Annotated in this window: 19 protein-coding genes; 7 read left to right on the forward strand and 12 right to left on the reverse strand. The window is 44.1% G+C overall.

Translation table 11 applies throughout. The features are described 5' to 3' along the window. Positions 1-912: 912 nt before the first annotated feature. Positions 913-3,297 carry a hydrophobe/amphiphile efflux-3 (HAE3) family transporter gene (locus tag MSMTP_RS10105; RefSeq protein ID WP_369799636.1) on the reverse strand — a complete coding sequence of 795 codons (2,385 nt, stop codon included), beginning with the start codon at positions 3,295-3,297 and terminating at the stop codon, positions 913-915. Positions 3,298-3,622: 325 nt separating this feature from the next. Further along, positions 3,623-4,117: a MarR family winged helix-turn-helix transcriptional regulator gene (locus MSMTP_RS10110; protein ID WP_048178950.1), complete on the reverse strand. Its 495-nt coding sequence runs from the start codon at positions 4,115-4,117 to the stop codon at positions 3,623-3,625. A gap of 412 nt (positions 4,118-4,529) precedes the next feature. On the opposite strand from MSMTP_RS10110, the gene MSMTP_RS19730 reads away from it, so the two are divergent. Next, positions 4,530-4,688 (forward strand): hypothetical protein, encoded by a 159-nt coding sequence (locus MSMTP_RS19730; protein WP_197076065.1) that lies wholly within the window; start codon positions 4,530-4,532, stop codon positions 4,686-4,688. Between the two features lie 97 nt (positions 4,689-4,785). On the opposite strand, the gene MSMTP_RS10115 is transcribed toward MSMTP_RS19730, so the two are convergent. From MSMTP_RS10115 to MSMTP_RS10135, 5 genes are all read right to left on the reverse strand, one after another. Next, a complete protein-coding gene (locus tag MSMTP_RS10115; protein WP_048178952.1) occupies positions 4,786-5,181 on the reverse strand; it encodes a DUF3147 family protein in 396 nt (131 codons plus the stop codon). Positions 5,182-5,330: 149 nt separating this feature from the next. Further along, entirely contained in the window at positions 5,331-5,693 is a 363-nt protein-coding gene (locus MSMTP_RS10120) for a DUF3147 family protein (protein WP_048178954.1), read from the reverse strand. Positions 5,694-5,736: 43 nt separating this feature from the next. Then, positions 5,737-6,663, reverse strand: coding sequence for a D-aminoacyl-tRNA deacylase (locus MSMTP_RS10125; protein ID WP_048178956.1), 927 nt, complete (start codon positions 6,661-6,663; stop codon positions 5,737-5,739). Positions 6,664-7,037: 374 nt separating this feature from the next. Continuing rightward, positions 7,038-7,487, reverse strand: coding sequence for a hypothetical protein (locus MSMTP_RS10130; RefSeq protein WP_048178957.1), 450 nt, complete (start codon positions 7,485-7,487; stop codon positions 7,038-7,040). An 11-nt stretch (positions 7,488-7,498) separates the two neighbouring features. After that, positions 7,499-8,113 (reverse strand): hypothetical protein, encoded by a 615-nt coding sequence (locus tag MSMTP_RS10135; protein ID WP_156153787.1) that lies wholly within the window; start codon positions 8,111-8,113, stop codon positions 7,499-7,501. Between the two features lie 487 nt (positions 8,114-8,600). Between MSMTP_RS10135 and MSMTP_RS18015 the strand changes: the two genes are divergently transcribed. Further along, a complete protein-coding gene (locus MSMTP_RS18015) occupies positions 8,601-12,569 on the forward strand; it encodes a NosD domain-containing protein (RefSeq protein WP_052718367.1) in 3,969 nt (1,322 codons plus the stop codon). Positions 12,570-13,095: 526 nt separating this feature from the next. Here MSMTP_RS18015 and MSMTP_RS10145 read toward each other — a convergent pair. After that, positions 13,096-13,935 (reverse strand): ion transporter, encoded by an 840-nt coding sequence (locus tag MSMTP_RS10145; RefSeq protein WP_048178961.1) that lies wholly within the window; start codon positions 13,933-13,935, stop codon positions 13,096-13,098. Positions 13,936-14,254: 319 nt separating this feature from the next. Here MSMTP_RS10145 and MSMTP_RS10150 point away from each other — a divergent pair, with 319 nt between their 5' ends. Together MSMTP_RS10150 and MSMTP_RS10155 are read left to right on the forward strand one after the other, a co-directional pair. Beyond that, positions 14,255-14,458 carry a hypothetical protein gene (locus MSMTP_RS10150; protein WP_048178963.1) on the forward strand — a complete coding sequence of 68 codons (204 nt, stop codon included), beginning with the start codon at positions 14,255-14,257 and terminating at the stop codon, positions 14,456-14,458. A gap of 8 nt (positions 14,459-14,466) precedes the next feature. Next, complete coding sequence (locus MSMTP_RS10155; RefSeq protein WP_048178964.1) at positions 14,467-14,787, forward strand: YbjQ family protein; 321 nt, start codon at positions 14,467-14,469, stop codon at positions 14,785-14,787. Between the two features lie 538 nt (positions 14,788-15,325). Here the strand turns inward: MSMTP_RS10155 and MSMTP_RS10160 are convergent. Then, a complete protein-coding gene (locus MSMTP_RS10160) occupies positions 15,326-16,846 on the reverse strand; it encodes a glutamine synthetase family protein (RefSeq protein WP_048178966.1) in 1,521 nt (506 codons plus the stop codon). A gap of 609 nt (positions 16,847-17,455) precedes the next feature. On the opposite strand from MSMTP_RS10160, the gene MSMTP_RS10165 reads away from it, so the two are divergent. Further along, entirely contained in the window at positions 17,456-18,637 is a 1,182-nt protein-coding gene (locus MSMTP_RS10165) for an FprA family A-type flavoprotein (RefSeq protein WP_048178968.1), read from the forward strand. Positions 18,638-18,735: 98 nt separating this feature from the next. Here MSMTP_RS10165 and MSMTP_RS10170 read toward each other — a convergent pair whose 3' ends face one another. Next, positions 18,736-19,596 carry a hypothetical protein gene (locus MSMTP_RS10170; RefSeq protein WP_048178970.1) on the reverse strand — a complete coding sequence of 287 codons (861 nt, stop codon included), beginning with the start codon at positions 19,594-19,596 and terminating at the stop codon, positions 18,736-18,738. Positions 19,597-19,864: 268 nt separating this feature from the next. On the opposite strand from MSMTP_RS10170, the gene MSMTP_RS10175 reads away from it, so the two are divergent. Together MSMTP_RS10175 and MSMTP_RS10185 are read left to right on the forward strand one after the other, a co-directional pair. After that, positions 19,865-21,166, forward strand: coding sequence for an APC family permease (locus tag MSMTP_RS10175; RefSeq protein WP_048178971.1), 1,302 nt, complete (start codon positions 19,865-19,867; stop codon positions 21,164-21,166). Between the two features lie 901 nt (positions 21,167-22,067). Then, the gene (locus MSMTP_RS10185; protein ID WP_048178974.1) at positions 22,068-23,240 is read left to right on the forward strand and encodes a type III PLP-dependent enzyme; all 1,173 of its coding nucleotides are present in this window, start codon (positions 22,068-22,070) and stop codon (positions 23,238-23,240) included. Positions 23,241-24,199: 959 nt separating this feature from the next. Here MSMTP_RS10185 and MSMTP_RS10190 read toward each other — a convergent pair. Both MSMTP_RS10190 and MSMTP_RS10195 read right to left on the reverse strand, forming a co-directional pair. Beyond that, the gene (locus tag MSMTP_RS10190) at positions 24,200-25,060 is read right to left on the reverse strand and encodes a hypothetical protein (RefSeq protein WP_048178976.1); all 861 of its coding nucleotides are present in this window, start codon (positions 25,058-25,060) and stop codon (positions 24,200-24,202) included. A gap of 387 nt (positions 25,061-25,447) precedes the next feature. Beyond that, positions 25,448-26,113 (reverse strand): flavodoxin family protein, encoded by a 666-nt coding sequence (locus MSMTP_RS10195; protein WP_048178977.1) that lies wholly within the window; start codon positions 26,111-26,113, stop codon positions 25,448-25,450. Positions 26,114-26,839 lie beyond the last annotated feature (726 nt).

The following is a 26,839-nucleotide window of genomic DNA, read 5'->3' on the forward strand; positions in this document are numbered from 1 at the left end:
TATAGTAATCAAGCCAGAAACCGCATTTTTATTTTTGAACAATGGGCTTCATATTGACTCAAAAAATGGCCTTCGCGTGCTTCATGTTGATTTCTTGTACCGGGGAAGTTATTTTTTTGTATGTTTTTTTCATTTTGACAATTTTTCTGGGCGGGCCTCGCTGACGCTCGGGACAAAAACGACGGGAGATGCCATTCCGGTTGCTTCGGTGAAGTTCAGCAAACCAATCGAATGACCAGCAGCGGTGTATATGGTTGTTTTCAATTCGCCAGCCACCCCAATTGACAAAACGACCTGATCAAAGTAGGTAAGACCGGGTCCGGGGTTTTGAGACGGATTAAAATTGTGCCGAAAGCGGATAGATTCGATTTTTGAAGAATTATTCAGGTCGCTTCGGTCAGTGCATGGAGAAGCGCCAGAACAAGAGAAAAATCAAAGTTGCGCTGGCGCACCCCGCTGCAAGCAACGGGGTATGTTCGCGCCACCGCTGAAAATTCCGTAAAAGAAGACAATAGACGACTCAGTTCCAAAATCCAGTGATTGATGTAAACTAAAAAATCACTGGATTTTGAAATTTGTTGTGGTCCTTTGAACACGGCCTCTTGATTGAAGTCTTTAGATGCCGAATATTGAGTTTGATTGAAGAACGAATTCTTCCTGCAAATTCATTGTTCCAATCAAAAAATGCAAAAATCACTAGATTTTGGACCAGAGTCCAATAGACCTAATATGATTTATTTCGAGTAGAAGTTAACAAACAAAAAGTGGAATTGAGAATTAGCATTGTCACCAACGGTTACCGGGGAAGTATCCATCCCCGCAGCAAGCTACGGGGTATTCGACTGAAATAAAAAATAAGATTTAAAAATGGGGATATGTGTCCCGAAACCACTCCACTGTTTTTTCCTTATCTCAGGCTGCTCTTGCTTTTCTTTTCTCCTGGCGGGTATCCATCATCACAATAAGGGGTGGGAAGACCACGAAGGTGACGAAGATTGCCAGGAAAACATCAATAACAGTCACCAACCCGAAATTGCTCAGAATGGGGAAGGGCGAGAAAATAAGGGCTGAAAACCCGAAGACCGTTGTAGCTCCGGAAGCTATCAGGGCGGAGCCTGTGGTTGTCACTGCCTGGTTGATGGCTCCCACAGGGTCCAGCCCGTTTTCCTTTTCCTCAAAGTAGCGTTCCATCATCAGGATGGAATATTCGGACCCCACCCCAAGGATCAAAGCCCCAAGCACTGCAGTCATTGGCGTATATGCAAGGCCCAGCCCGGACATGACAAGGCCTGACCAGCCAACGACAATAAACATGGGAATTATGGGGGAAAGCGCCTTTACGGGGTTCCTGTAAACCACAATCAACCCGAGCAGCACAAGCCCTATTCCAAGCATGGTCATAAAGACTCTCCCGCTCGTAAGGGCACTTATTATGTCAATCATCGCCACACTCTGGCCGGTAATGGTGACAGTAACGTCCGGAGGAGGCTGCATCCACTGTACATCTTCCTTAATAATGTCTCGCAGCTCTTTAATGCCCGTGATTTCGAGGTTCTCCATAGCCTGCCCTATATCCAGGTCAATTGTAAGCAGCTGGCTGCCCTGTTTGTATTCTCTACTCTGGCTGGCGGGGATTTCGCTGTATATTTCACGTATTTCTTCGGACGTTTCGGGGATGCTGCCTCCGTTTCTTTCCTTAACAAGGTCTACAATGCTCGTAGCTGCATAGACATGGCCCCGGTTTACAACTTCATGCCTGCTGAACTCGTCCATCCACTCCAGGACCTGCGGGTCACTGTTATCCCTAACTTTAAGAATGATATTCAGGTGGTCCCCCATTCCGGGAATTATGTCCTGCATCTGTTTAAAATGTATCAGGGAAGGCATATCCTGAGGGATGAAGCTATTCGTATCGCTCTGGATCGGGACTGACTGGTCTGCGTAAATCCCCGCAAAACAGGTAAGAAGAGCAATTGCGAGGATGACTCTGGAATGGTTGATGGTAAAGTCGGCGACCCGGATAAGGACTTTTTCGATTGCTTTTCCTTCCTGCACCTTTGTTTCCTGCACCCCTGCCCCGGGAGAACTTTCAAGACCTGAATCAGTTTTTCCCTCTCCATTTTTCTTTTTGAAAACCCCAAGTGGATTCCTCTTTGCCAGCCAGTCGAAACTGTAAAGGGTTACAAGCCCGAAAAAGATTGCAGAGACGTAACACATAATTACTCCTATCAGGAGCAGTTTTCCGAAATCCCGAATCATGGGGATGGTGGAAGTAAAAAGAGGGATAAAGCCAAGTGCAGTCATTGCCAGGGCTATCAGGACCGCAGGGGCCGTGTGTTTGATGGTAAGGACAAGGGCCTTTCCTGAGTTCTTTCCGAAGCGGATTTCCTCTTCCATCCTGTTGTGAAACTGGATGGCATAGTCAATCCCTATCCCGATCAGGACGGGAAAAGCTGCCATGGACACCATTGTCATTGGCACTCCGGCATATCCCATAACCCCGAATGTAAAAAAGACCCCCAGAAGCACAACAGGAAGCGGCAGCAGCCCCCACCTTACATGCCTGAAGACGAGGAGAAGCACGACAACCATCAGAAGGGAGGCAACTCCGAGCAGGACTCCCATGCTCTGGCTTATTTCTTTGTTAATGTCAAGCCGCAGGGCAGGAGAACCAGTGATAACGAGGCTGTACCCGGGCGGAAAAGCAGCTTCTTCCAGGGAAGTGTCCAGGACATTCAGGATGTCTTCCCGCTGCTGGTCAGTCGTGCTGCCTGCAATCTTAATCCCGATCATCATGTGGGTTTTGTCAGGCATCAGGGTTTCGAACATTTCCGGCCTGCTCTCAAGCATGTCCTGGACTTCCCGGTCCGAATCCGGAATCCTGGCCCGTCCTGAAACTTTGTAATTGATTTGCTTTATCAGGGTAGCAGGGCTGGTAGCCGACAGAACTCCCGGGACGGTCAACATCTGCTGCTCCAGCCTATCCGCGGCTTTCATCACGGCTGCAGATGTGACCTCATTTCCCTCGACCATCACTACAATGTCTTCGGTCTGGAAGTTCTTCTTGAAAAGGTGGTCATAATCTTTATACAGTTGTGTACCTTTCGAAACAAAAGTTTCCGTCCCTGAAGCCATCTCGATCATCTGTGCCCCTTGAAAGGACAGAAGGACAAAAAGGAACATGACAGCGATTATAGTCGGACGGTTACTCTGGATAAAAACTCCTAATTTTTCGAATATCTTTTTTATGGTGCTACCCCCCTGGAGGCATAACAGATATGATTTCTTCCTTTTGATTTTGGGACAATCTTCATCTGAAATTTTCAGGTGCTTTTCTGATTCATCATCAGGTTCTTTTCTGATTCATCATCAGGTGCTTTTCTGATTCATTATCAGGTGCTTTTCTGATTCATTATCAGGTCCTTTTTGTCAGCAGCTTAATCCGGGAAAAATACATAGCCAAGGCTAATCAAAACCGGAATCCCCATGAAAAATGAATCAAATCTTTTAGTGCTTGTTCAGGTCCCCTGGAGCAAGAAACCCTGTTATGCAAATGCTTTATCAGTGTTATTAATCAAACCGGGCCGAATGCATGAATCCTTCAGGTAGGGATTTTTACCGGTCAGGATCTATCTCCTGCCCCCTTTACGAAATCAATTTTTCTCATGATCCGTACCTCTGTTTTAAGACATTCTTCATAATCTTTGATTTCCTGTTCCTCAAGATGTCCCATGAGAAATGCATCAACTTCTCTCATTTTCTCATTCATTACTTCATAGTACCTTTTACCCTTTTCAGTAAGGGATATCAGGACTTTTCTGCGGTCTTCCGGATCCGTTCTTCTTCCGACAATATCTTTTTTCTCGAGGGAATCTATCATCCTTGAAAGGCTGCTCCTATCCAGGTTCATGCACAGGCCCAGGTATGAAGGAATTATTTCTCCTGCCGTGCCAATTATCATGATGGCCAGAGGCTGCTGTTTGCTGAGTTTTTCGAGCTCTTCCAGGCTGGTCCGGGAGATTTTTTGATAAACCTCTCTTTCAAATAATTTGTTGAAAAGTATCGTCCTTTCCAGCATTAACCGCCTGATTTCTTTTATTCTTTTGTCATCTAACATGCTTCCTCCAGGACGCTATACATGTAACTAAGGCGCACAGATGCAGAGGTACCATAGCCGGATTTTAGAGTCGATTCGTAAGCTTCTGGGGATTTACATGAAGTTCATTTAATGAAAACTTAATGTTTAACAATTACAAAAGGTGTAATTGTTAATAATTGATATTTGCAACAAATAGTCGGATCTGATATTTAAACATTTTCATTTTTATTTTGAAAGTAAAAGTGACTTTTGAGATGGATTATGTTAAATTTTTCAGATAAGTTTCCGGGGATTTGAAGAAAAAGAAGTCAAACTTCAGCTTATCCCTTCTTATTTTTTAGCATAGAATAATCTTCAGAACCTTTGTTTCAAAAGCAGTTTGAATCCGGAATGCATAGTTTTCTAATCAATCAAAATCAGGTGATTCAATATGCGCTGCAATGAAATGACGAAAGGCCAGGTTCTTTTTTGTGAAGACTGCGGATTCGAAGTGCAGGTTATAAAAGAATGCGGAGAGGAATGTGAACTGGGAGCCTGCTGCACAGGAGACATTTCCTGCTGCGGAAAACCGATGAAGCTAAAAGAATAAACTGGGGAATAAACTGGGGAATAAACTCCCGGCCGTTTTAGCCATGAATCTGACCGAAATCTGACCGGAATCCCCTCTTGTGATTCAAGAAATATTTTTAGGGGGCTGTCCCCCTACCTCTTTCTTCCCTCCTTCTTTCAAGGAAGCCCTGCATAAGCCTTATGAACACAAAGGAGCTGAAGAGCCAGGCCACGAGGGCAATAAGAAGGGAAAGGCCCCATTTGTTCAGGTACTGCATGCCGAGGCTGGCCACAAGCACACAGACCGTGCAGCCCATCATCCCGGCGCTTGCCCCGAGAGCAATGTCAGCGGCCCGCTCGGAACTTTCAAAGTGGCCTGCCATAATAACAGCTGCAACCATCACTGCCGGAAAAGCGGCAAAAATCCCCGCAAAAGCCTTCCAGGGAAGGAGCTGCAGGACAAGAAAACAGGCAACAACAGAGCTTCCCCCGAGGATGAACCTTAAAGCAAGATCCCGGATATCAATTTCCATGAATTTCTCCCTTATCTCAAATTTCCGTCTTTGACTTCGAGTTTTAATTTCTGTTTTACTTTCCGTTTTTACGTTCCGTTTACTTTCCGTTTTAATTTCCGTCTTTGATTTCCTTCACCTTACATTCAGCTACTTTTTGGGTTTTTGTTTCAAAAACCGTACCATGCAAAGTAAATTGCCGGTGCAAGCACGGCCCAGAACAGGAGAGCCCGGGATAAGCCCGATTTCCATCCGTATCTTAGGATCAGGTAGCTGGCTGCAAGGGCACAGCCAATATCTGCGACCATCCCTACAAGGGCACCCTTTGAGACCTGTTCGGACATAAAAAGAAGGTCCTGTCCTCTGAATTCCAGGCCCAGGCCAAGGATGGCGGCCAGGTAGACTGCCGGAAAAGCTGCAAAGATTCCCCCGATCCGGCCTCCGAAAGCCCGTGCAACCAGCGTGGATGCAACTACCGCACTGCCGCCGAGCACAAAGCGGAGGGCAAGGGGGAAAAGCTCAATGTGAAACATGATTCATACGCCACTGATAATTTCTTTCCGGATCCTTATAGCTTTATTCCGATCCTGAAATTTCTTCTCCGGAAAGCCCGTACTTTTCCCGGATCTCGGATTCTTTCAGGACCGAAAACCCCAGTTTTTCCACGATTTCGGTGATCCGCTTTTTGTCCGCACTTTTCATGGACTTCCTGTCAAAGTAGACGAAGTCGGCGCCGGATTTCTCGACTGCCTGCCGGATAAGGGCCTCGTCCACAAACTCAAGCTGGTACTTCGGGAAGTTGTGCCCGAAGGAGATGGCGGTTTCCAGCAGCATCCCGGTCTGGCGCATGGCATAATGCCCGCCCCCGAACCCGACTGCTGTGGGGACTTTTTTTAGGGATACCGCAAGGATAGCCTGAGCGACGACCTCCCCGGGGACCGGTTCTTCCCACTGCCCCTCGGTGCTCCCTATTTCGGCATAGAGGGAGGGCACAGTTAGTTCGGTTGGCCCGTGGTGGGTTACTTCCAGTGTAACGTCGTAGTTCAGCCCCTTTGCTTCGGCAAGCCTTTTCATCTCCATCAGGATGGACTTCATGGCTGGCGGGGAGGAGACTGCAAGCTCTCTCGGGTGTCCCCCGAGCCTGGCTTCGTCCGAGGAGTTTCCTGTGCAGTGCACGGTCAGGGACTTTACTTCCTGCTTGCTCCTGTGCTTGGAGGCAAAGATGATCAGGGAAGCCGGGAGCCCTGCAACTTCCAGTTTTTTATCAAGCCCATCCTGGAAAACGTGGATCTCCTCGATGTCCACAAGCCTGAACTTCCCGTCTGCGGATTCACGGGCAGCGGAGAAACCTGAGTTTTCCGGGAGTTCAAGGGGCTTCCATTCCACAAGGGCAAGGAGGTGTTTCTTTATGTTCTGGCTGGCAAGGTCAGGGGCAGAACAGATGATGGTGATTTTCGGGGCGTTTTCTGAATTATTTTCTTCTGGATTGCTCGTTCCTGTCATTTTTGAATCAATCCGGGTTTTTTATCCTTATTTTCTGAACCAATCCTCTATACATTTCTTTACAGTAGATAAAACCAACCCAGGAATTCTGACCCTGATCAAAAAGTTCCCGTTTTTTCTTTTTGAGCTTCTGGAAAAACCCCGCTTCCCATTTTGTGAAGAATACCAATTGCAACCCCAAATCCGTTTTTGTGCTGATAAGAGATCGATAAGCCTCCGCCAGCTTGCCTGGCGGCTCTTTTCCTCTGCAGTCAATTGAACATTTGTATTCTCTTCATTCAAATATTGAATGAGGGATTCATGGTTAGCTTTCCAATGCAATCCAAGCATAAACTTATTATCAAAAAAATTGAAAAGTAAAATTCATTTTTATGTCAAATTAAACCATAATCCCACTTCATGCCTTTTCCCGGTTCATAAGACATTTCATCCACGACAATTGGATAATACTTACTATCTTCGTCATATAATACTATGTGAACTTTTTTAAAGTTGCTAATTTTCCCATTATATGCACTTACTGTTTTATTATCCAAAGTGATTTTAAATCTATAAGTTGTCCAACGATTAAATTTGAACCAGGATGTTTTTGGATAAGAAGCCCCTCCCTCTGGTCCCACGGAATATTTTTCCTTGATTATAGATTGGTTGTATAAACCGAATACCTCAACAACTACCTCATGACGAGTATCGTCTTTATTATATATATCGTAAAGAGGGAGCAGAGAACCATATAAAATATAAGGAAAGATGCTATAGATATAAAAGCCTAAAAGGAGAAATACCAGAACTCCTGCAATTATGTCCATCCTCTTTGTTTTCACAATTTACCTTCCTATAATATAGAGAGTCCCGGTTTTGTAGAACTTTTCTTATGAAGAATTTCAACGATTTTCTCTGCAACTGCTCTTGCCTCTTCTTCTTCGTCATATACAATTATTTCCATGAAAGCGTTTGAGATCCGGACAAAATAAATATGCCGACTGCCATATTTCTCTGAAACGACAGCAACTTCATCTCCAATTCCTGATATTCTTGTTCCATTGTTTTTATTGTTCCTGTAATCAAAATATTTCTTTGCACCATTGAGGTCATTGAAGACAAAAGTGTCCAATTCGATGAAACTCGTTGTAATTTTATTATCTGATTTTCTCAGTTGTAATATAGAACCATCTTTCATATTTGATTCATTAAGTTTAGTTGCCATTTCCAGCAAACGTTCTTTGTCTTTTTTTGCTTCCTCAGGATTAAATCCTATTTCATCAATTTGATTAACAAAATTCTCAAGAAATTCTATCGGATCACTCATATATTGATAGTTTTCTTCTTTCCATCCAGCTCCAATTTCACCTGCAGTTATTTTAAGTTGTTTTGCACTACTAATTGTTGTAGATCGTTCCCCATTATGAGGCATATTAAATGCTAAAACAAAAATTGAAACTATGATCAAGCAGCTAATTATCGGTAGTCGGTATTTTTTCATCTTTGGTTTTTCCCGGAAACCCTCTACAATTTAAAGTCAAATTGGCAAATTCTATATATGGGAGCCTAAAAAATTCCCCGAACCACACCCCACAACTTATTCACTATTATATAAAAGTCACATTTCAATATATAAATTAATTCATTAAGATAACGTTTGTTAGTAATTTAAGTAACATTAAAAGTTGCTAATCTGCTAATTTTTATCCTTAATATCATTTTTCACATCTACTTAACTATATTTTTATTTAAAAATAAGTTAATTTTTTGTAGTTATTCTCATAAAAAATACATTAGTTGTAAAAAAATAACACTTTGATCAATTAATTCTTAATTTTTCATAAATATTGTAAGGAATCCCCATGAGATGTTGTAGAAGAACCCGGATAAACAATCATAAAATATTTTGCCTGGCAGCAGTAACAATCCTCCTATTAATAAACAGTGGCACTTCGGTGGCATCAACTATTTTCGTAAGTCCCGGAGAGTCGATCCAGGCTGCAGTAAACAATGCCTCTCCCGAGGATACGATCATCGTGAGAGACGGGACATACAATGAAAACATTTTGGTAAATGTGGAAAACCTGACCATACGATCCGAAAACGGGCCTGACTTTACCACGGTTCAGGCTCTGGTCTCCGAAAAAGACATATTTAAAATCACAAATGATTCCGTAACGATAAGCGGGTTTCACATAAGTCAAACCGGAGCTATCAGCTTTAAGTGTGGCATCTGTCTTTTTGAAGTTGAAGAGTGCAACTTAATAAATAATAGACTGTCAGAATACGGCTACGGCATATCTCTTATTTCTTCGAGTAATAACACACTTTCAAACAATACCGCATTTAACAACAACTACTACGGAATTTATCTGGACGATTCAAACAGCAACACGCTTTCAAACAATACTGCGTTGTACAACTGCTACGGCATCTCTCTTACCTCTTCGAGTAACAATACACTTTCAAATAATACTGCATCGAACAGTGAGTATGGCACCTCTATTATTTCTTCAAGCAGCAACACGCTTTCAAATAATATCGTATCTAACAATCACATCAACGGCATATCTCTTATTTCTTCAAGCAATAACGTGCTTGAAGATAACACAGCATCAAACAACTATTATGGCATATGGCTGGATTCTTCAAATAGCAGCACACTTTCAAATAATACCGCATTTAACAACGACTACTACGGAATTTATCTGGATTGTTCGAGCAGCAACACGCTTGAAAACAACACAGCATCGAACAACTACTACGGCATCAGTCTGCATTCATCGAACAGCAGTATTCTTTCCGGAAACCTGATGCAGGGCAACACGCATAATTTTGATGTAAATGGTGGATATCTGGGCACCAATATTATCTATGCTAATAACAGAGTGGACGGAAAGCCAATTTATTATCTTGTTGAAGTTTCAGACCTTGAAATCAATTCGTCTTCAAATGCAGAAACTGTTTACCTGATTGATTGTAAAAATATCACTGTAAAAGACTTGGCTATTAAAAAGGCAGGAAACGGAATCTTCCTTTACAATACCACGGACTCTAAACTGGAAAGCAACAGCTTGATGGAAAATCACAATGGAATCGAGCTTCATTCATCAAGCAACAACACTCTTGGAAACAACACCGTGGATTGGAACGACAACAATGGGATCCTTCTTGCTTCTTCGAGCAGCAACACAATTTCAAACAATACTGTTTCTTTCAACGACAATGGAATCGAGCTTTATTCATCGGGTAACAACACTTTAGAGAATAACACCTTAGTGAACCGCATATACGGCATCTATCTTTACTCTTCGAGCAACAACACACTATTTAACAACAATGCATCGAAAAACGGCTATGGCATCAAGCTGGTTTCCTCGAGCAGCAACATACTTGAAAATAACAAAGTATCAAGCAGCTTCCAAGGCATCAAGCTGGATTGTTCGAGTAGCAACACGCTCTCAAAAAATACTGCTTCGTCCAACAACAATGGTATTGAACTTTATTCATCGAGTAACAACACACTTTCAAGAAATAATGCATTGAACAACTACGAGGGCATCCATCTTATTTTTTCGAGCAGCAACACGCTTGAAAATAATACAGCATCAAACAACGACGACGGCATTTGGCTGGATTCTTCAAACAGAAACACGCTTGAAAATAATACAGCATCAAACAACGACGACGGCATCCATCTTTATTCTTCGAACAACAACACACTTTTTAACAACAATGCATCGAAAAACGGCTATGGCATCAATCTTGATTATTTAAGTAACTATAATGTGCTTTTAAACAACAAGGCAGAGTCGAACACAGACTATGGCATCTATCTAAAGTCTTCTAACAGTAATCGAATCTTTATCAATTACTTTAATAACACTTTTAATGTAGGCTTAGAAAGCTGTACTGGTAACATATGGAATTCCCCCGAAAAGGTCTGGTATATTTATAATGGGGATCTTCATAACGGTTATCTTGGAAACTTCTATTCAGACTGCACGGGAGATGACGGAGGCGACGGCGTCATAGACTACCCTGCTGCTCCCTATACGGTAAATGGAGACAAATATCCCCTGAAGGCATGGTCTATCCAGCCAGCAAACGTCAATAACACACGTACGGGTGAGTTATTTCTGACTATCCAAAAGGCTATAGAGGATCATGATACTCAAAACGGAGATATGTTGATAGTGAAAAACGGAACATACACAGAAAACTTGGAAATTACCAAGAGCTTAACACTCCTTTCTGAAACTGGTTCTGAGGACACCATTATCACGGCATCGAATCCTGATGATCATGTTTTTGAGGTAACTGCCGATTCTGTAACAATTGCTGGGTTCAATATAACAGGGGCTAATGCAGAGACCAATAGACCTTCTGGAATCTTGCTTTCAGGGACTGAAGCCTGCCTCATAGAAAACAACAAGTTATCGGAAAACTGCAAAGGCATTTACCTGAATCTTTCCGATAATAACATACTTGAAAACAACAGCGCTGATTCGAACAAGGACCAGGGAATCTATCTGTCCTCTTCAAACAGCAACATGCTTGAAAATAATAAAGTGTCGAGCAACTGTTACGGCATTTATCTTGTCGCTTCGACCGGCAACTGGCTTGAAAATAACAGCGCCCTGAACAACGATTACGGCATCTTTCTGCTTTTATCAAGCGGCAACAGGCTTTTCCTTAATAATCTGCTGGATAATTCGATTCAGATAAGCGAAGATGGAAACAACTTCTGGAACAGCTCAGAACCCGTAAACTACCTCTACAATGGGAAAAAACAGACAAGCTACCTCGGAAATTACTATTCGGATTACAGTGGACCGGATAAGGATGAAAACGGAATTGGAGACGCTCCTTATGAATACGACATTTATCCCCTGCTGACCTCCTCTGACAATTATGTCCCGCTTGTACCCGATAACGAGGCCCCGATTGTCAATTCAGTCGAGCTAAACCAGACGTATCTCTATACAGGAGACAGCATTCTCGTAACCGTCAATGCCACCGATAATATCGGCATACTTTCCATGAAAGCTTCCGGAATCTCCCTGAACTTCACCGGAAGAGACATCTGGCAGGGAAGCCTCGTAGCTGAAGAAGGGACGTATCCGGTAAACGTTTCAGTAGCTGATGCTTGGGGCAACGTTGCGTGGAACAACTCAAGCATCTACACTGCAGTGGCAAAACCCAAATCTCATTCCTCTTCCGGTTCATCCGGCGGGGGCGGAGGTGGAGGTTCTCCCGAATCTGCCAGTAACATTGAGATAAAGGAACTCGCCCAGCAGTTCGTTACAAACGGTAACAGGGTAAAGTTCGATTTCCCTGAAGGTGTTACCTGCGTCTGCTACGTTGCATTTGATGCAAAGAGGACTTTTGGCAAAACCTTCACTAATGTTGAGATGCTCAAAGGCAAATCCGCCCTTGTAGATGAACTGCCTGCCGGAGTAGTCTACAAAAACGTGAACATCTGGGTAGGAAACGAAGGCGTTGCAAGCCCGGAAAACATAGGAAATGCGGTGATAGGGTTCAGGGTTGAAAAAGAATGGCTTGAATCCAACGGCGTTGGTGAAAATGCCGTTCTCCTTTACCGATACAGTGACGGAGAGTGGAATGCTCTCGTTACCCGCGTTGTAGAGGGAGACGATGAAAACCTCGTGTACTTCGAAGCCGAAACCCCGGGTTACTCCCCATTTGCGATAGCTGCCAGCCGGTTAGAAATAACTGAAAAAGAAGATTCGGCAGTTTCGGAAAATACAGGGAACCCTGTTGAAGCAAAGGTTGAAGATAATACTGCCGAAGCCGGCACTGGAGGTGGAGATGAAAAAGCTCTCGGCTTTGGAGCAGGCTTTGCTCTGGCAGGAATTGTGTGTGCCCTGTGCGTTTTGAAAAAGAGCAGGAAGCACGGCTGAAGATCAAAGCTTCAGGGAAAAACGGAATGTGGGCTTTGAGCCAGATGTGGAAGGATGTTTCGGGCAGAAAGAACTTCAATCCTGCCCGGGAATTTTCCTGATCAGCAGGGGCAAATTATGGTTTTCAGGTTCTGTTGAACGATTTTTGATCCGAAAAACCGTTTAACACTAATAAGAGATCGATAAGCCTCCGCCAGCTTGCCTGGCGGCCCTCTCCAAAATGAAAATGAGTGATTAATGTGAAATAAGCATGGACTTTTTTTAAATATTAATACCTTTTTTGTTGGCGTGTGTAGTTTTGCGCTGTTTTTTACTTTTCACTCGTCTTTTTCCTTTTTATTCTGGAAAAGCCGGAAGCCTTTGGCTTCCGGGACAAGAACGACTCAATGAGGCTAATATGGTTAAGTTGGTTTTCATCTTGGAGTTTTTCAGGATTTTCGCGGTTAAGTAAGAAGTGCAGACAATATTCTGAAAACGAACGATCAGCTGGTCAAATTTTTCAAACTCCCTGCAACCGCCAATGAGCTTATAATTTTGCCCCGCAGCGCTTACAGTATCTGGCATCGCTGTCATTTCCTTCAAAACTGCAATTATGGCACACCCTTCCACCAAGGTATTTGCTTGCATAGGTGATCTCGGATGTTACAATGCCGGTAGGGACCGCTATGATGCTGTAACCTATTATCATAATAATCGATGCCAGGGCCTGCCCGAGATTCGTTTCGGGGACTATGTCCCCGTATCCTACGGTGGTAAGGGTTATGATTGCCCAGTAGATGCTCCGGGGTATGCTGGTAAACCCACTATCTGCCCCTTCAATAACATACATAAGGGAGCCCAATATCACCACCAGAGTCAAAACAGTAAATAAGAACAGGGTTATTTTTCTCCGGCTTGCACGTAAAGCTCTTATCAATAAATCAGCTTCACCAATATACTGGGCAAGTTTGAGCACCCTGAAAACCCGGAGTAAGCGCAAACTCCGGATCACCAGCAGGTACTGGCTGCCCGGCAGCATAAGGCTAAGATAGGTAGGGAGAATTGCCAGCAGGTCTATGATACCGAAGAAACTCGTGGCATACCGGATGGGCCGGCCAACACAGATCAGGCGTAAAAAATACTCCACTGTGAACAGTATCGTGAAAATCCATTCCAGGGTATAGAACAAATCGCCATGTATAGCCGCAATGCTGCTAACGCTGTCGAGCATAACAACAATAATGCTCAGCAGGATGGCAAGAATCAGGATTTCATCAAAAAGCTTTCCTGCGGGGGATTCTGCTTCAAATATTATTGTATATAAGGTATTTCGCCAGTTATCGTAAGGCGGCCTATTTTGCGGGTTACTTTTCACTGAAGCAGCCATTGTTAACATCCACACAGCAGGAGTTTGATAAGCAATTTAAGTTTTAAATTTTAAGCTTTTGAAGATGAGCTTATGGTGAAGCATCTTACAAAGCAGTTACGTCTATCTATGTTTCACAGGGTAATATGTATTTTCTTGCAGTGGATTTTCCCTAAAGAGAGTTCCTTAAAGAGAGCATTGCATTAGATGAGACATATTCATTAATATAACGAAAATGATATAGTATATCCTGTACTTATATAATATCTCAAGTAACCTGGTTTCTGTGATGATTTCCAGTTTTGTTTGAAGAGGTGTTCTTCTGAATAGCAACTCGGCGGTGAAAAATCTTGGCATAGGACTGACAGTCACAGGTTTTATCCTGTTGCTTGGATATGCCCTTTATAATTTTTTTACCATAGAATCCAGCCTGATTCTTAAAATTTCTATTGGGGCAATTGTAGCAGGCATAGTGCTGGCTTTATTGGCCCTGATTATGGAAAAAATGAGTGTTGAGGATAAGGAAATTGAAAGGAGATATTAGGTGAAAACATGATTATCGCAACCACAGATACAATAGCAGGAAAGGAGATTGTACATACCCTTGGAATGGCCCGCGGCAGTACCATTCAGGCCAAGCATATCGGCAAGGATATCATGTCAGGCCTGCGCACCGTTGTAGGGGGCGAACTGACAGAATACTCCCAGATGCTTGAAGAAGCAAGGGAAAAGTCAATCAACCGTATGGTGGATGACGCCGAAAAGATGGGAGCGGATGCCGTTGTGAATGTCAGGTTCATGACCTCCATGGTAATGGCAGGGGCAGCCGAGATCCTTGCATACGGAACAGCTGTTAAGATAGTGAATAAGTGATAATGAATAAGGGATAAAAATAAGGAATAAAAAAACCACCATAGCATGGCACATAAATTATAAGTATCCTTGACTATTGATACTCAGCCCCTTCCTCTTACCGACTATGTTCGGTCGCTTTTTCTTTCCAATTATCTTTTCCCTTTTTGTTCTGAAAAAGCCGGACTTGCGTCCGGTGCAAAAAAGACAAAATGAGGCTATTCCGGTTAATTTGGCTTTAGTTCAGCAACGTTTCGGGAAGGTCATTTAAGGTTATCTCGGCCTGAGTTCGGGGATTTTCAACCCGGCCGCTATTTTCTTTTAATCAAAAAACAGTCGGTTTTAAGGTTCCTGTACAGGATATCGAGTACCTGGGGGCATGAAAGAAGTGCAGGAAATAAAAAGAAGTGCAGGAAATAAGGAGGAAAAGCCGGACGGAGGAAAGATGGTTGCAGAACCCCTGCCCTTGCAAAACAGGGGCCCTGATTCTTTTTCCGGCAGGAAAAAGAAAAAAGGTTCGTTTTTTAAGGTTCGTTTTTAGTCGTTTTGACTATCGTGATTAAGCAATGTGGATGAAACTGTCCACAAGCTTCTTGATTTCGTCGTTCTTGCCGTAGAGCCTCTCACTGAGCTGATCGTCGTCAAAGGCTTCAAGGAGTTTTGCGCTGTCGTCAATCATACCTTCAGTGAAGACATCGTACTGAGTGAAAACGTCCTTTTGTTTCTTCAGGGCCTGAGCGGACTCGTAGCAAGAAGCGGGGAGGTGTTCAAGCTGGGCAAGTCTGTCTTTATGTTCGTCCTTGAAGATGTTAACGCTAATATAGAGCTTGTCGGCAATTTCAAGGGCATCTTCCATCTCAAATCCATGGCGGATACCTACAGCAAAGGCTGCTAAGAGCAGGTAAAGGTCAGCTGAAGGGTCTGCAGCACGGAATTCAAAGGTAGACTTGTAACTGTGTTCCCTGAACTCCTCGTCGTAGTTCGGATTGGCTATGGCTACCATCTTGCTGGAGCCTTTGGAGAACCAGCCAAGGGGCACACGGACCAGAGCAGAGCGGTTTCTGTCTCCCCAGCAAATATTTGTGGGAGCTTCCTGGTGAGGAACAAGGCGCAGGTAGGATGTAGGGATCCTGTTTCCAAAGGCAGTGATTCCTGACGCAACGTCAAGAAGCCCGGCCATTGCACGCTTTGCAGTGTTACTAACATCGCCGTTCTCTACCATAACGCTCTTTCCGTCCTTCAGGAGCTTCATATGGACGTGCAGTCCGCTTCCGGCTTTTCCGACAGTGATCTTCGGGGCAAAGCTGACAACTACACCGTACTGGTCTGCAAGCATCCTGAGCATCCATTTTGCAATAAGCAGACTTTCGACACTGCTTTCAGGTGAGTCGGTCTCGAATTCGATTTCGTTCTGCTCGTAGTAGTACTTGTCGTCAGTGAAGTTTCCGACTTCAGAGTGTCCGTATTTGATTTTTCCGCCAGCTTCGGAAACGTACATCATTGCTTCCTTTCTGAGCTGATCGAATTTGGTAAAGGGATTGGACTCGTGGTATCCTGCCTGATCAACGGCCGGGAAACCCATGTTGACTTCATCTTTGTTGGCGATGATATAGTATTCGAGTTCGCCCATTGCCTGGAGCTCGTAGCCTGTCTTCTCAGTCAGGATCTGGGTAGCCTTCTTCATGACGGTTTCAGAAGAGCTTTTGAGGGGGTTTCCTTCCTTGTCGAAGTAAGAACAGAGGATGTCCAGGGTGGGAATTTCTTCAAAAGGATTTACGAAGGCAGTCCTGTATTTAGGAAGGACATAGAGGTCGCTTGTGTCTGCCTCAATGTATGAAAAAAGACTTGATCCGTCTACTCTCTCACCGGCGGAAAGTAAGTTGTCAAGATGCTCTTCGTCTCTGATTACGAAGGTGAGGGCTTTAAGCCTGCCATCGCCGCCAGCATAGCGGAAATTCAGCATCTTAATGCCGTTATCCTTGATGAACCTTATAATGTCGTCTTTAGTGAATTCGCTTGCTGGCTTATTGAGATGCTGTACCAGTCTGTTAGGATTGAGTTCTACATTTGATGTTTTCATAAATATCCCTTCTTTTTTGATTAGAATATAAGCAGTATTCAAAGCCTCATTTCAATACTGAATATTCTTCAGGCTTCAATGGTTCCCACATTAGTCAATTATTTTTTATTTCATTGCCTGACAGGAAGTAGTTAACTGCTTGGTGACTATATATAGTTTTCATTTGGTACTTTTTAGGTATGCTTATTAATATTAATAAGGAAAGAAGAAGATTATTAACATATATATAAATTTTTAGCAACTTTTATTTAAAAAAATGTTTGGTTGGGATACGGAATTGGGGAAATGAACTTAAGCAATGCCCCCGAAACTAAAAATTTTTGTAATCCATTATTATTTCTTACGGAGCTTTCCGAATTAGGCATTATATATAATGCAGTAGTTAATTCTTAAAAGAACATTGCTTGCAGTCAGGCCTGATAACAGTTGAAATGACACATTGTATAGTTTGGATGGAATCAGCTTATGTGAAAACATTTCATGTGACACCGGTTAAGGTGAAAACATTTCATGTGACACCGGTTTTCTGCTGTATTTCTTTGAATGGCACCCTGAATGCCTCGCTGCTTTTCGGCCGGAGTAATGTTCCGGAAAATGGGGGAATAAGATATGGAAAGTTATTACGTACCTGAAATTGCTGACAATGTATTCTGGGTAGGGGCAAAAGACTGGAACCGCCGGCTCTTTGATGCCCTGGTCCCTCTTCCGGAGGGCACCAGCTACAATTCGTATCTTGTGAAGGGCACGGAGAAAACCGTTCTTATCGATACCGTGAACCCGGGGTTTGAGAAGGAATTCGTGGAAAAAATCAATAAAGTAACCGAGCTCGAAAAGCTCGACTACCTTATAATGAACCATGCCGAGCCTGACCACTCCAATGCGATACGTTTCATCATGGAAAGAGCCCCGAAAGCCGTGCTAGTCACCACGAAAAAGGGAATAGGGATGGTCAGGAATTATCATGAGATCCCGGATGAGCGGGTAAAAATCGTTGGGGACGGAGACCTGCTCGATCTAGGGGGAAAAACCCTCAGGTTTATTGAAGCCCCCTGGCTTCACTGGCCTGAGACCATGTTCACCTATCTTGAGGAAGATAAAATCCTTTTCTCCTGCGACTTTTTCGGGGCTCACACAGCTCAGGGCGTTTATGACGAGGACATTGAAGACCTGATACCCATGGCCAAGCGCTACTTCGGGGAGATCATGATGCCCTTCAGGAAACAGGGGGCAAAGGCTCTTGAGAAAATAAAGGATCTTGAAATCCGGGTCATTGCCCCCAGCCATGGACCAATGTACAAAAACCCTGAAAGGATCCTGGGACCTCACAGGAAATGGACATCAGGAGAAAGCGAAAAGAAAGCCCTCGTCGTCTACGCAAGCATGTGGGGCTCCACGGAAAAACTGGTTAGGGAAATGGCCGAAACCCTGCTCTCAAAAGGCATTGACGTCCGCCTCTACAACCTTGCAGTCTCAGACATCGGGGACCTTGCCCGGGAACTCGTGGACAGCCGGGCCGTGGTGCTAGGGAGCCCGACAGTCCTTGGCGGGATGCACCCGCTTGCCATGCAGGGAGCTTACCTGGTAAAAGCTTTCAAGCCACCCATTAAGTATGGGGTTCTTCTCGGCTCCTACGGCTGGGGGGGCGGTGCCCTGAAGCAGGCAGCTGAAATGCTGGCCCCGACAAAAATCGAAGTTGTGGGAACGCTCCAGGTGAAAGGGGCTCCGAAAGAAGAGGACCTTAAGGAAGTACAAAGAATAGCCCTGGAACTTGCGGAAAAGATGGAAGAATAAGCGGGAAATGCCTGAGTTTTCGATCGGAATATGGAAGAATAAGCGGGAAATTCCCTGGTTTCCAATCGGGGTTTACCTGAATTCTTCCGGGCCTGCGTTTATAGGCGTGCCCGGATCAGTTCCAAAAAAGCATACAGGAAAATCCCGATCACTGCGCTCCATAAGGGTATAAAGAGTTCCACTCCATGCCACCCTTCCAGGGCTGCAAGCGCAAGAGCACCCAGTAGTGCTGTGACCTGGGCTGCCTGAATTCTTCCGGGATCAAGGGGTAGCCCGTTCCGGTCACCTTTTGACTTTATTTTACGGGAAGCCAGGATATGCGGCACGAAAAAGATTGCCGGAATAAGCAGAATCAGAATCAAACCCGTTACCTGCAGAGGAGTGGCTTCGCTTACTCCGCCTCCCCATAATCCAGTTTTCAACTCCCTGAGGAGTGTAAAAGCTGAGGTAAGAGCTGCGGCACCTGCAAAAAAAAGCTGCTGCCTCTTAGGCTCTGAAAGCCTGCTGTCCAGGAAGAAAGCCGCAGCAGCCGTAGCCCCGAAAATCCAGTTTTCCTGCAGGGCGAGCCAGCCTGAAAGTAAGAGTATCACCAGGGAATCGAAGCTTTTTGCGGGGAGGCCGGTACTCCTGTTCAAAATCCTGATTAAAAGGAGAAACAAAACCGAAGCAAGCAACCCGGGGACAGGGAAATACAGGAGTGCGACACAGGCAAGAAAAGCTGCAGTAAAAGCCGAAAGTTCATTGTCGGGGTCCAGTTCACGGGCAAGCGCCCAGGCAAGAAAGACGTAGATTCCGGTTCGAATACCTGGTATTAGCACCTTTACCGGAGGGATACCTGAAAGAACCTGAAAGCCTGCACTTGCGAAGATGACGAAGAGAGTAAGGATCAAAATTGCCCGGTTTGTCGGATAGTTAGGGTCGATCGGGCGAGCAATGGAGCTGAACCTGGAAATATCCATCTACTTTAATTACTGGTTGTGAACGTTTAACTGTTATGGCGAGTAACATTTACTAATATTTACTAATCATGGCTACTTTTTTCAGGATCACAGCTTCCTCAGGTAATGCTACGTTTTTTCAGGATCACAGCTTCCTCAGGTAATGCTACGTTTTTTCAGGATCATAGTTTCCTCAGGTCTATAATTGCTTGAATTTCAAATGTAGTTTCCATAAAAAGTGATTTTTTTCTCACAGGCCCGGGACCGAAATTTCCGGGGACATGGGGGTTTGCTTACGGACAGGGAACCGGCATTAAAGCGTGAATTGAGCCTGGTAGAGGTTACACTAACCGGGGTGGGCAGCATCCTCGGGGCCGGGATTTACGTGCTTGTGGGAAAAGCCGCCGGGCTTGCAGGCAACCTTGTCTGGCTTTCGTTTTTATTTGCAGGTACCGCTGCGTCCCTCTCTGCCCTGAGTTATATGGAGCTTGCTTCAATGTACCCCCGGGCCGGGGCTGAATACGAATTTGTAAGGAGGGCTTTCGGGGAAAAGGTGGGGCTTCTTGTGGGCCTGCTGATTATTTACGTGGTGGTTATCACGGCTTCCGCAGTTGCCCTGGGCTTTGGGGGTTACTACAGTTCTCTTTTCGGGGCCGGAATTCTGGAGGGGGCGATTGGGGTGCTGCTGCTCCTCGGTTTTGTCATGTTTTACGGGATCAAAGAATCGGCCCGGCTTGCAATCCTCATCACGCTAATCGAGTTTTCGGGGCTGCTGATAATAATCTACATAGGGATTCCGTTCCTGGGGACAGTCAATTACTTCGAGATGACAAGCTTTTCAGGGGTATTTGAAGCCTCTGCCCTCATCTTTTTTGCCTTCCTGGGTTTTGAAGACATCGTAAGGCTTGCCCAGGAGACAAAGGACCCCGAGAAGACAACCCCAAAGGCCCTGATCCTTGCAATTTTTACCACTGTCATCCTTTACGTCTGCGTGGCAGTGGTGGCAGTAAGTGTGCTCAACTACCGGACCCTCGGGGTTTCAGCTGCGCCTCTTGCCGAAATAGCAACCGTGGTCTTAGGGGACAAAGCCTTTGTCCTCCTTTCCTGGATTGCCCTCTTCTCCACGGTAAACACCGTGCTGGTTGTTATGCTGGGGGGTTCGAGAATCATCTATGGCATGGCAGCTTCCGGCTCCCTTCCCAACATCCTTTCCCGGATCCACCCTTCCCGTGGGACTCCCTGGATTTCTATCCTCGGCGTCGTGGGGCTTTCAATCCTTTTCGTATTCTTGAGGGACATCGCAACCGTTGCAAACATTTCGAACTTCATGATTTTCATCGTATTCATCATGGTCAACCTCTCCCTTATCAAGCTCCGTTACACCGAACCCGAGAAAAGGCGGCCTTTCAGGGTCCCTCTCAGTATAGGGAAGTTTCCGATTCCTCCTGCCCTCGGAGCCCTCTCGGCCCTCTTCCTTTTTACCCAGCTAAGTGCCATGGTTATGGCCTACGGTTTTGCTCTTGTGGGTGTCGGTTTTGTGCTGGTGTTCCTGAAAACCAGAAAGAAAAATAAGACCTTAAAGCAGGCGTAATTCATGTGTATAGGGTTTAACTCGAAGAAAATTTGACGGTGTTGAAAATTATTCCATCTTTATAATATTCAATGGAATAATATATTTCAATACTCGCATTGAATTTGAAGCGATTATGATATATATTCATAGTTACTTATAAAAAATCACAGATTGAGAGTTAAAGGGTTTCCTCTCAATCTCCTGGGTTGGATCATTGGTAGGAGCCGGAAAGTGGGAACATCGGGCTCCTATCCACTACTTTTCCAACAATTTTGACCTTGCCTACCTGTTTTTTCTAACGTCTTCATTTAAAATAAAGCTTGTGAGTGGTCCTAAAAAAATTTATATTTTTCAAGAGATTCTAACGCACTTGTTTTTGGTCATGCAGCAAATTCTATTTGCTAAAATACCGCACACCAATTCGATTTGATAAAATACCGTAATCTATTCCGGTTCTGCTGAGTTCCTGTGCCCGGGGAGTTCCTGGCCCCGGGGTGCACTACATAGCAGCTCTTCTTCCGAAAACATCAGCGGTTTTAAATCTCAATTAATTTGAAAAGCCGGAAGAGCTCATTTCCTGCCCCGGGCCAATAATGGGAATTAAAAGGTTTTTTTACAATAGGGGGGATTTTGAGAAATATTTGATGATTTAAAGAACTTTTTGTGAAATATTTTTTGATTTAAAGCAATTAAACTACCTTTATTTCAAAATATAATGAATTATACTGAATATATTTCGAATTAAAGCTTTTAAAATAGTAATAAATCATTATAATTAATTTTATATGCTTTAAATGCTATTTGAATTGATTTATACCCATTTAATTTCAAATAAGTGGTTATAAATCGTTTAAAATAGATTTAAAGCGCTAAAATACTAAAAATTACAAATCAGTTTAAAGGTGGCAAAGGAGCAGATATGAGAAAAGAGCCTTATGAGTTTCCGCTGGAGGAATTTATTTCGGGGGAAGAGTTCAAGAAGATCAAAAAATTTTCACGGGATAAAGAAACTCCTTTTTTGATCGTGGATCTACAGAAAGTGGAGCGAATGTACGATAAAATTATAGAGAATATGCCTTTCGCAAAAATTCATTATGCTGTAAAGGCAAACCCCCTGGATGAGGTAGTCCTTTCCCTGAAAAACAAGGGGTCCAACTTTGATGTGGCAACGGTCTACGAACTTGACCAGCTGCTGAGTCTCGGAGTGGAACCGGAGAGGATAAGTTACGGGAACACGATTAAGAAGGAAAAGGATATCGCCTATGCCTTTGAAAAAGGGGTCAGACTTTTTGCTACGGATTCGGAAAGCGACATGAAGAAGCTTTCAAAATATGCCCCGGGGTCCAGGGTCTTTTTCCGGATCCTCACGGAAAGCGACGGAGCGGACTGGCCGCTTTCCCGGAAATTCGGGGCGCACCCTGACCTGATCTACAAAATAATCATGAAGGCTGAAAAACTGGGGCTCGAACCTTACGGGCTTTCCTTCCACGTGGGCTCCCAGCAAAGAGACATCGGGCAGTGGGACAGTGCGATTGCCAGGTGCAAATACCTCTTCGAGGCCGCAGCTTCAAAGGGAATAAAACTTAAGATGATAAACCTGGGCGGAGGTTTTCCGGCAAAATACCTCTCCCCGACCAATGACCTTGAGACCTATGCAAGGGAAATCTACCGTTTCTTATCCGAGGATTTTGGGGACGAGCTGCCTGAGATCCTGATCGAACCGGGCCGCTCCCTGACCGCCGATGCCGGAATAATCGTAAGTGAAATCGTAATGGTCTCCAAAAAAGCCAGGTTCAACCAGTACAGATGGGTCTTCCTTGACGTCGGGAAGTTCGGGGGCTTAATTGAAACCCTTGATGAGTGCATCAAATACCCCATCTACTGTGAAAAAAAAGGCTGCGCTGAAGAGGTAATCCTGGCAGGTCCTACCTGCGACAGCATGGACATACTCTATGAAGACCACAAATACTCTTTTCCCCATACCCTGAGAGAGGGAAACAGAGTCTATATCTTCACCACCGGCGCCTATACCCAGAGCTACAGTTCCGTAAGTTTCAACGGGTTCCCACCTCTCAAGGCGTATGTAATTTGAAGGGAAACAAGCTTCCCTTTTTATTTTTCATTCCTGCCCAGTTTCGGTTTAATCCCGTTTTCCCTTCCTGTTTCAGGTTTTATTTCATCATGTTTCAGGGTATCTTTTTTAGTTCCTGTTTCAGGGTATCTTTTTTAGTTCCTGTTTCAGGGTCTCTTTTTTAGTTCATCATGTTTCAGGGTCTCTTTTTTAGTTCCTGTTTCAGGGTATCTTTTTTAGTTCCTGTTTCAGGGTATCTTTTTTAGTTCCTGTTTCAGGGTCTCTTTTTTAGTTCCTGTTTAGGATCTCTTATTTAGTTCCTGTTTCAGGGTATCTTTATTCCTGAGATTCCAGGTTGAAATTTCAATGGCGTTGAAAAATACAAGGCTGGGAAAAAATAAAGCCGACTTAACATTTTTTGGCATCGCTAAAATAGTAATAAGAATTGAATATTTCAGTAGCGCCAAATAATTTTGATCGATTATGATATATATGGACAAGTCCTTATAAAAAAGCTGTAGATTGAGAGTTTAAGGGTTTCCTCTCAATCTCGTGGGGTTGGATCATTGATAGGGGGACGCCGGACGGGAACCGGCCCCTATCAATCACTTCTAGCTATTGATCACTTGATATTGATCATTTTAGCTGTTGATCGCTTATAGCTATCAAACACTTGTGAAAACTCAAAAACTTAGTGAATACTTTTTGCGTCGAACTTCTGTTTTTTGTAATGTCCTGTTTCATAATAAAGCTTATGAGCGGATTTTAAAAATTAAAAAAAGTTCACAGTGAAGCGGTTTAAAGGGTTTTGTTCACATTTTTCTCTATTTTGCATGCGGGTTTTTTGAAAATAGGGTGAAGGGCATAGCCTTTTCAAAAAAGATTGGTTTGGGGCTAAAGTTTTTTAATTCCCCTCAAGTCTCCGGGTGATTTTGGGGTGCTATTTGCGGCCGACCCCGGAATAAAACGGAAGAATCGGTTCACTTGCCCTTTTTCGTCTCCTTTTTCGTCTTTGATATCCCTGCAAGGAAGAGCAGTCCCGTGAGAACTCCTGCCATCAGATAGGAGATATTCGAAAAGCCCTCGCTTTTCCCGGTCTCCCGGGTCTTTTCTTCGGCAGGCACATTTTCTTCCCAGACCTCATCCCGGACGGAAGCCCCTGACGCACTTATTGCCCCGTCCGTTTCTGCTGCCGTATTTTCCCCCGGATGGATGGTCAGGCTTCCCTGCCTGGGAGGGTTGGGGCCTTCACTAATCCCCTGCCCTGCGGGACTCAGGGTTACCTTCTTTGCTGAGCTGCCGACCTTCACTTCGTAGTCCCCTGCAGGCAAGGCTTCAGTGTAATATGTATAGCTGAATATCCCGTCGGACCCTGTCATCACCCTTTGCAGGGCGCTGATCTTCAGCTTCACGGTTGTAGCTTCCCTTTCCGCATACCCTCCTACATTAAACTGGTAATTCCCCGGAGGGATGCCTGTATGGGACGCAATGGCTGTCCCTTCCCTTGATATGGAGCTGTTCGTTTTCCAGAAAAGCATTTTCCAGCCCACGTTCAGGTCCTCTACCCCTTCTGCCCTGACAGTGACCTGGTTGTTGAAATCCAGGATTTCAATCCCCTCAAGTTCGTAACTGTACTCTCTAAGGTAGACCGGAACCGTTTTTTCAAAAGAAACCAGAATCCCGACTTCCTCTCCGGGCTCAGCGTTCCCCCTGATCTTCAGGCCATCTCCTACAGCCGGATTTTCAGGGATTACTTCCCAGCCGCCGACTTCCCCCGCAGCAGGCTGGATAATCAGTCCCAGAAATATGAGAAGTAAAACTAAAAGTATACTACGTGACACATTTCCCCCACTCTTAAATGTCTATGATCCTAATTTTTTTGAAGCTAATTTCTTTGACGCTACGGTAGCCTCTAGTGTTTTTTTGCGCCTCAAATTCACGTTTTTGCATCTCCTCGTTTTTCAGATCGTTTTTTTCAGTTCAAACTCTCCCGGAAATATTTTGGGCTTCAAAGTACTTATACTTTTTATTTTTTTGAATCTATCTATCCCCCATTTTTCACTCAGTTGGCAAGCAAAATCCGGAGAAAAAGCACTTTATCAGAATAAAACGGTGTGAGATTAAAAGAAATCATGGAATAAAAAGAAACAGAAGTTGAAGAGAAAACTTCAACTTTGCCTTTCCTTCGAATTTGGATTCTACTTTGGCTTCAAATTTGGCTTGTCAAGTTAGATCCAGCCTTTTTCCGTCCAGTAGTCGCAGTTGTGCGGCCAGTGCTCTTTATTGGCAAGGATGACATACTTAAACTGTCCTCTCCAGGCTTCATGTGCAGCTTCCTGTTCCGGGTACTGTCTCTTCTCCTTTATCGCTTCAACGAGGTCTTTACCCATTCCCTGCGATTTTTCGATTGCTGCTGCCATTGCCGAGGGGCCCTCTGCCATTGAGCAGCCCACTCCTCCGGTGAAGTTGCCTCCGCAGTGTGCCATAAAATTATTCATGATGTCAAGGACAAAATCTATTTCCCCGCTGCCCGCAGTCGTCAGGGAAAAGCCGTACTTCCCATCAAAGAGCTGCTCATGAATAACACGGGGACATCTGTCGAAAAGGGTCTTGAGCTGAGCTGTCACGTTTGTTATGTAATTGGGGCTGCTCAGGATTATGCCGTCCGCGGCCAGAAGTTTTTCAATTACGGGCTGGTAGTCGTCTTTTATTGAACATACACCGGTTTCATGGCAGGAATTGCATGCAGTGCAGTATTTGAGATTCAACTTTGCAACGTCGATTTTCTCGACTTCGGCTCCTGCTCTTGCGGCTCCAGCCAGGGCTGCGTCCAGAAGTTTTAAGGTGCTACTGTTTTTGCCTCTTGGGCTTGATGATATTCCAATTATTTTCATGGTTACCCTCTCTGATTTTACAACAATTTTGCAAAATACTAATGGTGTATACAATTAAAACTTTATTATATTCTTTGCTGAGAAATTACGAATTGCAGCAATTTAAAGATTCATCTTTTACCCGCAGGCTATTTGGAAATTAATCATTATTTGAGAATTCCCAATCAGAAAATTCATCATCCAATTTTGGTGCAGAATAGTACCCGGTTGGCTGAAGGGTGCATAACTGGATAAATAAACTTCAAATTTATCGATAGTATTTTATAATATTACGCACATATTATAAAATGGTTCACCGGGGAGTAAGCTGTAAAATGGAGCAAATTCAGGACGGTTTCACCGATCCCGTAACATACTTCATTGGCGTGCAGACTGTTAAATGGAGCAAATTCAGGACAGTATCAAACCTGATCCCGTAATATACTTCATTGGCGTGCAGACTGTTAAATGGAGCAAATTCAGGACGGTTCCAAACCTGATCCCGCAATCACTTCATTGGTGCAGGATAACCCTTGTGAACCACCTTATAAGCTTTATTATTCAACACTCAAGCCTATTGATACTCTTTTCTCAGATTTTATCGTTTTTCCCATCTTTTGTTTCTTATCTCAGCTTTTCGTCCCTGTTGTGAACGCAGTTTTATTTCTTCCAAAATTTCGTGCCCTGAGGACAGGACAATATTATTGTCGTCATTTCGAAAGAAGAGTATCAATAATTGAAAGAAGG

Source organism: Methanosarcina sp. MTP4 (genome assembly GCF_000970045.1).
Classification (GTDB): Archaea; Halobacteriota; Methanosarcinia; order Methanosarcinales; family Methanosarcinaceae; genus MTP4.